Raw genomic sequence first — 13,801 nt, 5'->3', positions numbered from 1 at the left:
CAAATGAAAACCGCGAAAGCGACCTTTTGCACCTTTCATTTGGTTAGTAGGAGTCCATCAAGCTGATTCACAGAAATGTTTGATAGTTTAAAGTAAAAAAGTGAGATTCACGCGAACCCCACTTTCTGTTAAAAATTAACGGCGTAAGCCTAGACGTTGGATCAATTCACGGTAACGTTGAACGTCAGTTTTACGTAAGTAAGCTAACAAGTTACGACGATGACCAACTTTTTTCATCAAACCACGGTATGAATGATGATCTTTTTTGTGAACACGTGCATGTTCGTTCAAGTGGTTGATTTCTTCAGTTAATACAGCGATTTGTACTTCTGGAGAACCAGTATCTCCTTCATGACGTGCGTAATCTTTGATGATTTCGTTTTTACGTTCTTTTGAAATTGCCATTTCTTTCACCTCGTTTAATTATTCCCCTGTGACTGAGTAAAACGTTGGTGATTCGTTTAACCAAGTAACAGGACATATGCTTTAAACATACAGCTATACTTTACCTGAATCTTTCTAATAAATCAAGTGTAGAATCCTTAAGAAAATCTAGTTGATTAAACAATCAGGCTACTACTTTTTCAAATTTATGGTAAACTATTAACCGAAAAGAGAGTGTTTGATAAGAAAGGGGTACATATTCCATGATCACAATGGATGATATTATTCGAGAAGGCAATCCAACATTACGTGAAGTAGCGCAAGAAGTCGCTCTTCCACTCAGTGAGGAAGATCTTTTATTAGGAGAAGAAATGTTGGAATTTCTTAAAAATAGCCAAGATCCAATCAAAGCAGAAGAATTAAATTTACGTGGTGGTGTCGGCCTAGCTGCGCCCCAGCTTGATATTTCAAAACGGATCATTGCGGTCCACGTACCAAATCCACATCCAGAAATCACAGAACCAACGTTGAGTACGGTCATGTATAACCCAAAAATCTTGAGCCATTCCGTCCAGAATGCTTGCTTAGGCGAAGGTGAAGGCTGTTTATCAGTCGATCGTGAAGTTCCTGGGTATGTTGTGCGCCATGCAAAAATCACGCTTTCGTATTATGACAAAAACGGTGAGAAACAAAAAATCCGTTTAAAAAATTATGAATCCATCGTGGTGCAACATGAAATTGACCATATCAATGGCGTAATGTTCTATGACCATATCAACGACCAAAATCCTTTTGCCTTAAAAGAAGGCGTCTTGGTGATCGAGTAATAATGGAGAATCACAAAAATGAACAGAGAGTGGCAGTTGCATCTGCTTTTCTCTGTTCATTTTTTCTACCGTAGAAAATCATCTTAGCCTTGTTCCATCATTTTTAAGAAATGGAGAAACGGAGACACTTGTTCCTTGTATCGAATACTCTTACATCTTCTTTTAAAGTTAAAAAGCTTAGCGAATCAACGTTCCGACATTTTTTTATGTTGGTATGTTGTTTTCTGGTGCATCCCGAGATTCTTTCCAAATCTAGTTTGCCGAAAATCAGTTAACAATGTAGCCATCCTAACTTTTTCTGAATTGATTTGTTTGGTAGTCTCATTTTTTTCTGCTGGAGTGCTTCTCCCTTTTTCAAATAGATTATTGAACCGAGTCACAATACTACTAAAGCAATGGGTTTTACTTTTAACTTCCTCTCTAGTGTTCGTGCTTTGATCATTCATCCCCACCACTTTTATTTGATACGATTGACTTTTTCTTTGAATTGATTGATCGGTAGCTTGATCAATCAATCGTTTTATTGGTTTGTGTAGTGGATCTAGCCTCACTTCGCCTCTGATATTAGGTGCTATTCTTCCAAATAGTGTACTTACATTTTTGTACAGCTTCAACTCATCTAAGGATTCTTCTATTACACTTTCCTTGTTTTGTGAAGTTTCTTTTCCAAATAAGCTGCTTTTGAAACTATCTAATTCATTTTTTTGTTCATTTGAACGCATTTTGGCAACTACAACTTGACCTTTTTTTACTACCGTGGTTAATTGGGTAACGACCCTCTTGAAATCTTTAAGGTTATCAGTGACTACTACTTTAGCTTTTTGTGGTTCGATCTGATCTAGCGAAGTGAATGTCCGTTCACATTTCTTGGTCTCTTCGTTTAACGGTAGAAGTACATCGATAGTTGCTTTTTTGGTCACCCCTATATGTAGATCCTCTATAGGAAAGTGTTCATTTTTGATAACTGATTTTGGCACACGATTTGCCCATAATTCCGGATCACGCTCCCATGGCGCAACTACTCTTTGCTCATTTTCCCAAAAAACCAATCTACCTTGTAGTTTATTTCTTTGAAGATACAAGACTCGCAGCGCATGATCGAACACCTCATTTCTAAAACGTCAATTGTTTGATCCATTTGATGGCGAAGCGAATCTAATGGTATCCATAGCTCAACATCTTCTCTTTTTTTAACAGCTTCAATCAGGATCAATTCAGAACGGTGGATCAAGGGGTTTTTGCTCCCCGCATCTGCAATCTCTTCAAAGACTTGATTAGTATATTCTATTGTTTGTGTATACTCTTGCCTCTCTCCCAGTGATTGCATTGGATAAACAGCGTTTGTGTTCAAATCTATGCTATCTCTTATTACTTGAGTGATTTCTTTAAGTAGAGGATTGTTCTGTATTGCTCTTTCTAAATTCTTGGAATTAAATGAACGTTTTCTTAAGGCGTGAAAAATCATTTCTATGTAAACTTTCGCATCATGGGGTATTTTTTTTGTCTAGGATCTAAATGATCCAATTTTTCCATTAAGCCTTTTCTATCCTGTTCGTCACCAAAAACCAATACGTGTTTTAACTTCTCGACATTTTTTTCTATTGGAGAGATCGTTTTCTGTGGGACATGAATCAAGGCAGGTTCGCTCAGTTTCTGCTCCATCTTTGTTTCTTTTGGTACTTGGCGTTGGTGTGATTCCTCTTGTACTTCCTGTTCTTTCTTTTCTAAGCTAGCTATCATTCGTTGGGTCATTTCCTTAGCTATCGGAACCTGGATAAATGGTAAACGACCATTAATTATATTGGTTATGTACTTTTGTTGATCAAGATATTCTGTTAAATCATCAGACGAAATCTCTGCAAGCTTACTCGTCGGATAAATGCCCAGTGACTTAATGATATTGTTGGATTTTTCTTGGATCAGGTTCTCATCTATAGTTGGAAGTTCTCCAGGATGATCGAATATTGCTGAAATATAAGGATCTTCCTTAAAAAGAAAATGGATTTGTAGATGCCATCGACGCTTTTTAGTATCAATGTTTTCTAAAAATTCACTTTTGAGCTGCCCTTTTTTATATAAATAATGAAAATATATATAATCAAGCTGCCGATTTAGCTCTGGATTCTTGCCTTTCAAAGCAATCAGAAATCGCTTACGCATTTCTAAAATCGATTCCGCATGTTCTGAATGCCATTTAGGTGTCACTTGCTCATTCGTATCTAAAGAAAAGATATCTTTCCTACAATGAAATAAAATTGTTTTTAGCGCAGCATCAACCTCGTTAACTGAACAATTTCCAGTCTTTTGTCCTTTCATGACGATGGTTGGTATACCGATCGATTCGTTTTGGGTGGAAAGAGCTGTTAACCTTTTCAATACATAATATGGTTTGCGAACTTCATGAAATCGCTCCTCAAGAAATAGTTGACTTAATTTCAAAATATTTGTTGGAGGAATCTCAAAATAAGAAACAGTGTGATCATCGAATTCTTTCTCTTTATCCACCTTCATCACTACAAAAGAGTCATTCTTTTTATAGACTGTTAATCCACATGCATGAGGTGAAACTTCTCCATACTCTCCTGGATAAAAAGAAGAAGGAATCAACATGAAATCTGTTGGATCATTATTTCTCAATTTTTCAAAAATCATTTGAACTTGTTCTTTTTTCTCAAAATCATAAAAATCTTTGGTCCGTTTTAGCGATTCAATGATGTTTTCTTTTTGACTTTGTTTAATAAAAAATTCGTCTTGATCCTCATGAATCATTTGGATATACGTTGAGAATAGTAATTGATAATCTTTATTTAAACCAAAATGATTGATATTTTCTTGTAGTGATAAAGACAAAGCTAACAAATCCAACTTTTTTCTAAATTCATTCGTTGAGTCAGTTGTTGTTTGATTTAACATCGTTGACCTCCATATAATTATTATTTTTTACTCTTTCGTTTTCAAATACGTATTTTTTTCTCAGTCAGCGCAAACGCTCCTTGACACGTAACGTTTGCTTGCTTTGTGATTGACTGTTCGTCTTTGCATATGTTTTCAATTGTTTAAATTCTTTTTTCTCAGTAAGCATAGACACTTCTGGTTGTGCCAGGCTCTTTGACTTAGGCTGATAGGTCGCCCAAAACTCAGGATCAGACTCCCAAGGTGGAGAAACAAATTTTTTCTTTTCAATAAAAACGACTCGCTGCTTGAACCGCTCCCAGTTTCGATATAGATAGCGTAGTTCACTTCCAGTAATGCCGGGGACTTTTTTTACTACTCTTAAATCACAAAGTTCGTCTAATAGAAAGACTACTGTTACATGTTGAGACAACAAAGTAAGTTCTAGCCCGATTTTACAGCCTTTTTTTATGAAGTGTTGTTTGATCTCTGGACGATCAAATTGGGTATAGTCTTCTGAAATGACCTCTTTAAAGATGTTTTTCAATTGAAATTTTTCAATCGTTTGTGTGACATGATAATATGTTTCCCACAATGGTAAATAGCGTTCCTTTTCGGGGAGGTAATCAATCCAATGACTAAAAAATTCTTCTCTACTTTTTTCTGTAGGACAATGTTTTATATATTCAAAAGTACTGTTCATTAAAATATCATTATACTTATCGATATTAAAATCATTTATGTCCTTATATTGGAAATGCTTTAACAAAACTTGATCTTCATAGTTAAAGTGGATACGTGCTACCCATAATCCGTAGATTAGAAGATGTCTCTCTGACGGGAAAATAGCCGCTGATTTTCTCAAATCATTTTCCACACAATTTCTCCATAATCTAGCATTTCTTTCCCAAGGAGCTGCAACGACTTGTCCATTCTCCCAAAAGACAATTGAAGCTTTTAGGTTGTCTTTTTCATGATATAAACTACGCAAAGTAAAATCGGCATACTCGTTTTGCTCCCCTCTGATCGTCGAAACAAAATCCTCTCCATAAGAATCCAAAGGTATCCAGATCGCAAGATCACTTCGCTTTTTCGCAACTTCAAGCATCAATAATTCTGTTTTTTTTAACAGTTGCATTCGTATACTGTAAATCAAAGTATCTCTCATTGAATGATTGGCAAATTGTCCTGTTTCCTTGTATTGTTGATACTCTTCAAGAAACGGCTCCGAGTAGATCCTGTGCAATTGAAACCTTGGGTCCTCCATCATGATGGCTTGAATATCTTCCCAGAGTGGGTATTTGCTGCCTGCTTTTATTTGGTCAATCAACTCTTTGGGTTGAAGAGAGAAATTCTCAAAAGGTTGTTGAATGAGATAGTCGACTAACTCTTCCATATAAACCAATGGGTCATATGGATTTGTTTTTTTCCTGAGTTCTCTATCATTCAACTGTTGTTCCAAAGTGCTTTCAGCTGCTCCAAAGCAAAGAATTGTTTTTTGATTTGTTCCTCGAAGCATTTTTCTCCCTCTTTCAATAAAAGTATTTGTAGCATTTCTGTTCATTATAGTTAAAGTTTTGCCATAGCATCAATCAATTATTTTATAAATAAAGAAAAATGAGATTGAGATAGAAGTAAAAACACTCCTATCTCAATCTCATAAAGTAAATTATTGATTCCCTTCGAACAAGATACCTGCTTCTGCCAAGCCTTGTTTGATTTGTTGCAATACTTCCTTATGTGAGTAACGGATCGTATGCAGATGGATCCCATCCGTTAATTCAGACAATAACGAAGCCTGACTTTTCCGATAACGTTTCATAAATGAACGAATATCTTCTGCTGTCTTGATATGAAGCATTCCTGTCAGTTCGCCGTACAAGGGATGCTCAACGATGACGTCTAGTATCTCGCCACCATGAGCAACGATCAACTGTAGTTCTTCCTCTGTTTGTTCTCTCTGATGTTGTACCGCAATTTTACTGATGAACCCATTTTTGTCTTGTTCATCTTCCAAAAGATATCCTCTGGCCGTCGCCACGATCGCTTCTCCTGCCGCTCGTAGCAACGCAATGTCTCCTACAATGATTTGGCGGCTGACACCAAAACGAGTAGCAAACTTACTGGCACTGACAGGTTTCTCTGCATCAACTAGCGTTTCAATAATTTCTTTTCGGCGAGTTTCTCCTTCAATCATTTATCTACTCCATTCGTTTCTTTTGATAGTTTCGTGAGTGCTTCATGATATCTGCATAAGTAGCTAAGATCGTCTCACTGTATTCTGGTGTTTTCAACCAACTGGCAACTTTATCCAACACTTGTTGTTCTCTTTTTCCATCGTAAACCGCTTGGTTAGTTGCTCGTTTGACATCACCGATCTTCGTGACGGTAGCCATTCTTTTTTCAAGTAGTTCTACTAATTGGTGATCGATTTGATCAATCGATTGTCTCAACTCTTCCAATGACTCTTCAGGCATTGGTTCATCGATGCGTTTGATGATCCGTGCCGGATTCCCTGCGATCACTACATTATCTGGGAACGATTTGGTCACGACTGCTCCCGCCCCGACCACGACATTGTCTCCTAAAGTCACTCCAGGAGTGATGATCACTCCACCACCTAGCCACACATTATTGCCGATTTCGATTGGTTTAGCAAATTCTAACCCACTATTTCGCTTCACTGGATGTAGTGGATGTGTGGCAGTATAAAGCTGAACATTAGGGGCAAACATGCAGTTATCACCAATTTTGATCGTACTGGCATCTAAGAATGTACAATTAAAGTTCGCATAAAAATTCTCACCTACGTAAATATTATAGCCGTAATCAAAATTGATCGTTGGTTCCATATAAATCTTCTCACCGGTAGCACCAAATGTCTCTTTAAGTAATTGACTGCGAAGTTCACTTGTTTCCGCTTGGTTGATGATCTGGCTTTGACTTCGAGCAAATTTTCTATCGGCTGATAATTCTGGATCACCCGCAAAATAAAGTTCACCGGCAATCATTTTTTCTTTTTCTGTTTTAGCTGTCATTTTACACTCTCCTGTACTTTTTTGAACACCTTCGTTCCATCTGTTTGGACAAATCGGTACGCCTCTGATAGATAGACAGGGGTCTGATTGATGACTAATAGCTTCGCTTGTGGTGAGCGAAACTGGATCAAATCACAAAAAGGATGGACTTGGAAACTTGTCCCTACAATCACAATCAAGTCGGCCTGACTGACAGCAAAAGCTGCTTGCTCTAATACTTCATCCTGGAACCCTTCTCCATATAACACAATATCTGGGCGGATCTGTCCACCACACAGTTGATGCTTGTCACTGGTCAGATAATCTTGCCAGTCAACAGGTTGATGGCAGTTTCGACAATAACAATGATACAGATTCCCATGAAAATTAACTAGTTTTTTACTTCCAGCTTTTTCATGTAACCCATCGATATTTTGCGAAACGACCCATACCTCTTTTTCTTTAGCCAACTCTACGATTTCTCGATGGATGATATTCGGGCGTGCTTCGGGATGATAAAGATGTTTGAGAAACGAATAAAATTTTTGTGGTTCTTCATCCATCGCTTGATGACTCAACAAATATTCTGGACGATCCATCCCTTGGTAAACACCTGTTAGTGAACGATAATCGGGTATTCCAGAAGGTGTGGACACACCTGCCCCTGTTAGAAAGGTCAGTTTTTGACTTTCAATTATCGCTGTCGCTGCTTCTTCAATTGTTTGTTCCAACATTTATCACTCACCTCTCTTCTATTATAATCGAAATAAAATGAAACATACCCTCAATCGAATGAAAATTCAGAGATTTTTTTTGAGAAAATACTCACAAACATCACTGACAAAACAATGAAAACGTGCTACAATACCAATGATCTGTATATTTTGAGTATGAAATGAGGTGAATCAATATGGTTGCATTCTTAATTTATTGGGGCGTTATTTTAGCATGTATCGCTTGGTTAGCATTAAGTATTTATTTCTCTATCTTCTATCTAGTACGTAAAGAAAATGGAAATCTATGGGCGTTTGCCTTTTTCAATGTATTGGCAGCAATTGTTCTAGCAATTACATTAGTTGTTTATCGCACATGGGGCTGGGGGATCACACAATACTCTAGTTTGATCTATCTCGTTTTAGCTATTTATGGGGTAACAGTTATTTTACAAGCCATTCTTGGTCGTGAACCTAAGAAAGCTACAGCTTAAAATACTTTTAGATAAAAAAGGAAACAGACTGCGTGATTTTGCAGTCTGTTTTTCGTTATTTTACTATCATTTAAGTGTTGCATAAAATGTATAATTATTCTTTTTTTGAAAACATTCTCTTTTCCTTTTTTCATGAAAGAAATTAAATAAACAGGATATCTCTTTATTTATCAACTTTTTTCTGCAAAAATGTAGTTTCTCATTGACAAAGTGGCTACTCTATCGTAGACTATTTTTTGTATAAATAACTGAATACGAGATGCCTCAATCAATGAGGTAGAGGTCGCGAGAATCATTAAACCTGTGGAGTGAAGCAAACATGTGGAAGCAGGGCTAGGGAGGATCGCCGAAATGTACTTTTTTTTGCTTAAAAAGTATGTTGGGACGTAAGTTAACAGCTTACGGACTGTCTTAGCAGTGATGCTAAGTTGCGCTATGTTTTGTGAGAGGTTTATCACTCTGTGAAATTTAGCGGCCCTTTTGTACCTACAAAGCGGTCGTTTTTTATTTCTCCTTGATAAGCAACTGCAATGCATGTATTCGACCACTCGTGTCAAGGCGCTTTGGTTATCAGCCAAAGAAGCTGAGCGAACGTTGGTCTTATCAGTATATGCCTGAAGGACCACGTACGTGAACAAACAAAAAGGAGAAGACAGATGAAAAAAAATTCAGTTACACTCACTCTAATTTTTACGTTTATTCTATCGATCTTTAGCTTGACCACTTTGGCTCATGCAGATGATAAAACACCGAGCGATCAATTTCGTGTCGGAATGGAAGCTGGTTATGCGCCCTTTAACTGGTCTCAACAAACAGATGCAAACAATGCCTATCCAATTCAAGGACAAAACAGCTTTGCTGGCGGATATGATGTACAAATTGCCAAAAAGGTAGCTGAAGGTTTAGGAAGAGAACTAGTCATTGTCCAAACGAAATGGGACGGTTTACCGCCTGCCCTTCAATCTGGAAAGATCGATGCAATCATTGCCGGCATGAGTCCGACAGCAGAACGTCAAAAAGAAATCGACTTTACTGATCCATACTATGAATCAGAACTTGTGATTGTCGTACAAAAAGATGGTAAGTTTGCGAATGCGACTAGCTTAGAAGATCTTTCTGGCGCAAAAATCACTGCACAATTGAATACATTCCACTATAACGTGATCGATCAGATCCCAGGAGTGGACAAGCAACAAGCAATGGATAACTTTTCAGCTATGCGAACAGCACTAGCTTCTGGCATGATTGACGGTTATGTTAGTGAACGTCCAGAAGGGGTAACCGCCACAAGCGTCAACCCAGCCTTGAAAATGCTCGAACTAGATGAAGCAAATGGCTTTCAAACAAATCCCGAAGATGTCCAGATTGCTGTAGGGATGCGTAAAGGTGATCCTGATCTTCAACAAGTCAACCAAATATTAAGCGGCATTTCTCATGATGATCGTATTGCTATCATGGACCAAGCCATTGAAGACCAACCTGCGTCAACGGATGGAGATGCAGAAGAAACTGGCTTGCTCCATGATTTCAAGACGATTTGGGATCAATATGGCAACATGTTCTTACGCGGAGCTGGTTTGACACTATTTATCGCATTGATCGGTACAGTTGTAGGAACAACATTGGGTTTATTGATTGGCGTCTTTCGCTCAATTCCAGAATCTGATAATAAAGTGACACGCTTCTTCCAAAAAATAGCTAATTTCTTATTATCTGTTTATATCGAAGTCTTCCGTGGTACACCAATGATGGTTCAAGCCATGGTCATCTTCTATGGATTGGCTCTAGCCTTTGGTATTTCTCTGGATCGCACGATTGCTGCGTTGTTCATCGTTTCGATCAACACCGGTGCGTATATGACTGAGATTGTACGTGGTGGGATTTTTGCAGTAGATGGCGGACAATTTGAAGCAGCCCAAGCGATCGGCATGACCCACAGTCAAACGATGCGTAAAGTAGTGATTCCGCAAGTATTGAGAAATATTTTGCCGGCTACTGGAAATGAGTTTGTCATCAATATCAAAGACACCGCCGTATTAAGTGTCATTGGTGTAGCAGATCTATTCTTCCAAGGAAACTCTGCCTCTGGTGCCAACTTCCAATTCTTCCAAACATTCACGATCGTTGGGATCATCTACTTGATCATGACCTTCACGATCACAAGAATCCTACGTGTGATTGAGAAGAAAATCGACGGACCTACTGCGTATACAAAAATTGAAGAAGTCAACAACGCGAACCTACAGGAATAAGGAGGCAGTCCTATGAGTGAGAATATCATCGAAATCAATCATTTAAGTAAAAAATTCGGCGACAATGAAGTGCTGAAAGATATTAGCATGACCGTCAATAAAGGGGAAGTCGTGACCATCATCGGTTCCTCTGGTTCAGGTAAATCAACATTCTTACGTTGTATCAATTTACTAGAAAAACCATCAGGCGGCGAGATCATTTACAACAACGAAAACGTCTTAGCACCAAAATATAATTTACCAAAGTATCGGACAAATGTCGGTATGGTTTTCCAATCTTTCAATCTTTTCAATAATATGAATGTTTTAGAAAATTGTATTTCTGGACAAACCACTGTCTTAAAAAGAGAGAAAGAGCATGCCCGTAAAGTGGCAATCGAAAACTTAGAAAAAGTCGGTATGAGACAATACATCGAAGCTCGTCCTTCTCAACTATCCGGTGGTCAAAAACAACGGGTCGCTATCGCTCGTGCTCTATCAATGAACCCTGATGTGATGCTCTTCGATGAGCCAACTTCTGCCCTTGATCCTGAAATGGTCGGTGAAGTATTGAATACGATCAAAGATCTAGCCCATACTGGACTGACAATGATCATCGTAACCCATGAAATGGAATTTGCGAAAGAGGTATCTGACCGAGTGATCTTCATGGATAAAGGTGTGATCGCGGAAGAAGGAAGTCCTGAAGATATCTTCGTTCATCCAAAAGAAACACGTACGAAAGAGTTCTTGTCACGCATTTTGAATAACTAATAAAGTATCAAATCACCCTTAGTATTCAAACTACCGCAACTTGATTGAGCAAGGTCATCCTACTCAAAAAGTTGCGGTTCTTCTTTTTATTTATTGTTTTTGTTCCGATCGCTTTATCAGTTGAACTTTTGCGCAACCTCACGTAACATGTGGTTGTGAGAAACCTCTTCAAATTAAGAAGATTCAGATATTGGAGTGATCTTTTGACTAACATTTTTTCGAGGCAGTGAAAACACGCTACTTATTCCTCTCACAGGGTTAGCAGTCGTTTCGTCAATGTGTAGCATCATTCTAGAGAATTCGATAATTTTCAGAAAATTGTTGCAATTCATCACATAATTTGTTACTTTTAACAAAATACAAAAAAGTAAAGGAGTTTTCTATGTCAAAAAAATTATCATTCAAAGAAAATCTATTCATCGGTTCCATGCTATTTGGCCTATTTTTTGGAGCTGGTAATCTTATATTTCCTGTCCATATGGGGCAAGAAGCTGGTGCGGATATCTTCTGGGCAAATCTTGGCTTTTTAGTTACAGGGATCGGTTTACCATTCTTAGGTGTCATTGCGATCGGTGTTTCAAAGACCTCTGGTGTCTACGAATTAGCACAACGAATCAATAAAACTTATGCACTTATTTTTACTGTCTTACTTTATTTAGTCATTGGTCCATTTTTTGCCTTACCACGTTTGGCAACTACTTCTTTTGAAATTGGCTTAGCACCTTTTATTCCAGCAGAAAATCAAACATTATTTTTAGCTATTTTTAGTTTCTTATTCTTTTTAGCTGCTTGGTGGTTATCCAAACGTCCAACTAAAATCTTGGATTATGTTGGTAAATTTTTGAATCCCGCATTTTTAGTATTACTAGGTATCTTGTTATTACTTGCTTTTATCAACCCACTTGGCTCAGTATCGGATGCGCCTGTCCAACCTCACTACCAAAACCAAGCATTCTTCACTGGTTTTACACAAGGATACAACACGTTGGATGCGTTAGCTGCCTTAGCTTTTGGGATCATTATCGTCACGACGATTCGTGGCATGGGTGTCACAAAGCCTTCTGATATTGCAAGAGATACGATCAAATCAGGCGCGATCAGCATCGTTTTGATGGGGATCATCTATACCCTACTTTCTTATGCAGGAACAATGAGTCTAGGAACATTCCCAATGAGTGCGAATGGTGGTATCGCCTTGGCACAAATTGCTGATCACTATTTAGGAACTTACGGGAGTATCCTATTAGCCTTTATCGTGATTCTTGCTTGTTTAAAAACAGGTATCGGACTGATTACTGCATTCGCAGAAACATTCACTGAATTGTTTCCTAAAAGAAGCTATCTATTCTTTGTAACCGGAACAAGTTTATTAGCATGTTTAGTTGCAAACGTGGGCTTAACGAATATTATTCAGATCTCTTTACCGGTCTTGATGTTTATTTATCCATTGGCAATGACCTTGATCTTACTTGTATTGTTTGGCCCATTATTTAAACAACGTACTTCTGTTTATCGAATGACCACATATTTCACATTACTCGCTTCCATCGTGGATGGACTGAATGCTTGTCCTGATTCAATTAAGCAAACAAGTTTCGTCAAAGGAATTTTAATATTCGCTGATTCCTATCTCCCATTCTTCTCATTGGGAATGGGCTGGATCACACCAGCATTGATTGGCTTTATCATCGGATTACTCTGGAGTTTCTTTAAAAATGAAGAAAAGTCTGACTTGATTGTTAGCTAACAAAAAAAAGAGATGTTTAACTTTTTGTATAAAAAAATTAACAACTTTGGTAAACTTTCGTCACAAAATATTCACAACTCACCTTTAATATATAAGTATACCAACAAACAACCCTAACAACACTTTTTCATTTTTAACTCCTTTCCTGCTAGCTCCCCGGCTAGCAGGTCCTTTTTTTTTATTCATACCGATCCAACAAATCAAGTTCTTTGAGAATCTTTAGATTCTCTCTTTAGTAAAAAAAACATATAAAAAAGCTATGAAAAAGCAATCTACTTTTTCATAGCTTTTATTCTTATTTAGATAATCGCTCTTGGTCTCCCGTAGGTGAAAGACTAGTGATTTTTTCGATTTGTTCAATTGGGACGATTCGGATTTGTTGCTCTTGGTTTTGCAAGCGAATCATCACTCGGTCATGCTCAACTGTTTTCGTTGCCACCCAACCGGAAAAGGTTTCGTACTTATTGCTTAGTGGATTCTCGCGCACTTGTAGAATCACTAAACTATTCTGAGCTGCAGCTTTCTGGAGTTCGAGAATGAACTCCCCTTGTAACCGTACATTCTCAGCTTTTTCTTCTGTGTCATTCACAAATGAATCAAAAAGTTGAAACGAAGTATTAGTCACTAACTTTGTCAGTTTCTTCATTGGTGATACTGTTTCTTCATCCATTGAATGTACCCCTCCCCTAGCTAAGAATATGTTACTTAATTACTCCTATTTT

14 protein-coding genes and 1 riboswitch are annotated in these 13,801 nt (G+C 37.8%); of the genes, 5 read left to right on the top strand and 9 right to left on the bottom strand.

What is annotated here, in order from left to right; translation table 11 throughout:
* Positions 1–135 precede the first annotated feature (135 nt).
* Positions 136–405, bottom strand: coding sequence for a 30S ribosomal protein S15 (rpsO, locus tag HZ311_RS08440; protein WP_010734375.1), 270 nt, complete (start codon positions 403–405; stop codon positions 136–138).
* A gap of 242 nt (positions 406–647) precedes the next feature.
* On the opposite strand from rpsO, the gene def reads away from it, so the two are divergent.
* Positions 648–1,211 carry a peptide deformylase gene (def, locus tag HZ311_RS08435; protein WP_178946576.1) on the top strand — a complete coding sequence of 188 codons (564 nt, stop codon included), beginning with the start codon at positions 648–650 and terminating at the stop codon, positions 1,209–1,211.
* Between the two features lie 185 nt (positions 1,212–1,396).
* On the opposite strand, the gene HZ311_RS08430 is transcribed toward def, so the two are convergent.
* The 7 genes from HZ311_RS08430 to HZ311_RS08400 form a co-directional block, all read right to left on the bottom strand.
* Entirely contained in the window at positions 1,397–2,260 is an 864-nt protein-coding gene (locus tag HZ311_RS08430) for a hypothetical protein (protein WP_178946575.1), read from the bottom strand.
* Entirely contained in the window at positions 2,230–2,676 is a 447-nt protein-coding gene (locus HZ311_RS08425; RefSeq protein ID WP_178946574.1) for a hypothetical protein, read from the bottom strand. Before HZ311_RS08425 ends, HZ311_RS08430 begins: the two co-directional genes overlap by 31 nt.
* A gap of 2 nt (positions 2,677–2,678) precedes the next feature.
* Positions 2,679–4,124 carry a hypothetical protein gene (locus HZ311_RS08420; RefSeq protein WP_178946573.1) on the bottom strand — a complete coding sequence of 482 codons (1,446 nt, stop codon included), beginning with the start codon at positions 4,122–4,124 and terminating at the stop codon, positions 2,679–2,681.
* A gap of 64 nt (positions 4,125–4,188) precedes the next feature.
* Complete coding sequence (locus tag HZ311_RS08415; protein ID WP_137071918.1) at positions 4,189–5,622, bottom strand: hypothetical protein; 1,434 nt, start codon at positions 5,620–5,622, stop codon at positions 4,189–4,191.
* A 150-nt stretch (positions 5,623–5,772) separates the two neighbouring features.
* Positions 5,773–6,300 carry a transcription repressor NadR gene (locus tag HZ311_RS08410; protein WP_010734380.1) on the bottom strand — a complete coding sequence of 176 codons (528 nt, stop codon included), beginning with the start codon at positions 6,298–6,300 and terminating at the stop codon, positions 5,773–5,775.
* Between the two features lie 4 nt (positions 6,301–6,304).
* Entirely contained in the window at positions 6,305–7,141 is an 837-nt protein-coding gene (locus tag HZ311_RS08405; protein WP_023518938.1) for a chorismate mutase, read from the bottom strand.
* Positions 7,138–7,854 (bottom strand): NAD-dependent protein deacylase, encoded by a 717-nt coding sequence (locus tag HZ311_RS08400; RefSeq protein ID WP_023518937.1) that lies wholly within the window; start codon positions 7,852–7,854, stop codon positions 7,138–7,140. The genes HZ311_RS08405 and HZ311_RS08400 overlap by 4 nt, the downstream gene beginning before the upstream one ends.
* Before the next feature lie 176 nt (positions 7,855–8,030).
* Here HZ311_RS08400 and HZ311_RS08395 point away from each other — a divergent pair, with 176 nt between their 5' ends.
* The 4 genes from HZ311_RS08395 to brnQ all read left to right on the top strand — a co-directional run bounded on the left by HZ311_RS08395 (position 8,031) and on the right by brnQ (position 13,079).
* Complete coding sequence (locus tag HZ311_RS08395; protein ID WP_010734383.1) at positions 8,031–8,327, top strand: hypothetical protein; 297 nt, start codon at positions 8,031–8,033, stop codon at positions 8,325–8,327.
* 269 nt (positions 8,328–8,596) lie between these two features.
* A riboswitch (Lysine riboswitch) is annotated at positions 8,597–8,771 on the top strand.
* 212 nt (positions 8,772–8,983) lie between these two features.
* Positions 8,984–10,579 (top strand): ABC transporter permease subunit, encoded by a 1,596-nt coding sequence (locus HZ311_RS08390; RefSeq protein ID WP_023518936.1) that lies wholly within the window; start codon positions 8,984–8,986, stop codon positions 10,577–10,579.
* Between the two features lie 12 nt (positions 10,580–10,591).
* The gene (locus tag HZ311_RS08385) at positions 10,592–11,332 is read left to right on the top strand and encodes an amino acid ABC transporter ATP-binding protein (protein ID WP_010734385.1); all 741 of its coding nucleotides are present in this window, start codon (positions 10,592–10,594) and stop codon (positions 11,330–11,332) included.
* Between the two features lie 382 nt (positions 11,333–11,714).
* Positions 11,715–13,079, top strand: a complete 1,365-nt coding sequence (gene brnQ, locus HZ311_RS08380; RefSeq protein ID WP_023518935.1) for a branched-chain amino acid transport system II carrier protein — start codon at positions 11,715–11,717, stop codon at positions 13,077–13,079.
* A 295-nt stretch (positions 13,080–13,374) separates the two neighbouring features.
* Here brnQ and HZ311_RS08375 read toward each other — a convergent pair whose 3' ends face one another.
* A complete protein-coding gene (locus HZ311_RS08375; RefSeq protein ID WP_019724219.1) occupies positions 13,375–13,749 on the bottom strand; it encodes a hypothetical protein in 375 nt (124 codons plus the stop codon).
* Between the last annotated feature and the right edge of the window lie 52 nt (positions 13,750–13,801).

This window comes from Enterococcus mundtii (assembly GCF_013394305.1).
In the GTDB taxonomy this organism is placed as follows: Bacteria; Bacillota; Bacilli; order Lactobacillales; family Enterococcaceae; genus Enterococcus_B; species Enterococcus_B pernyi.
Note: the sequence above shows the minus strand (reverse complement) of the source record. Positions and strands in the feature narration are given on the sequence as shown.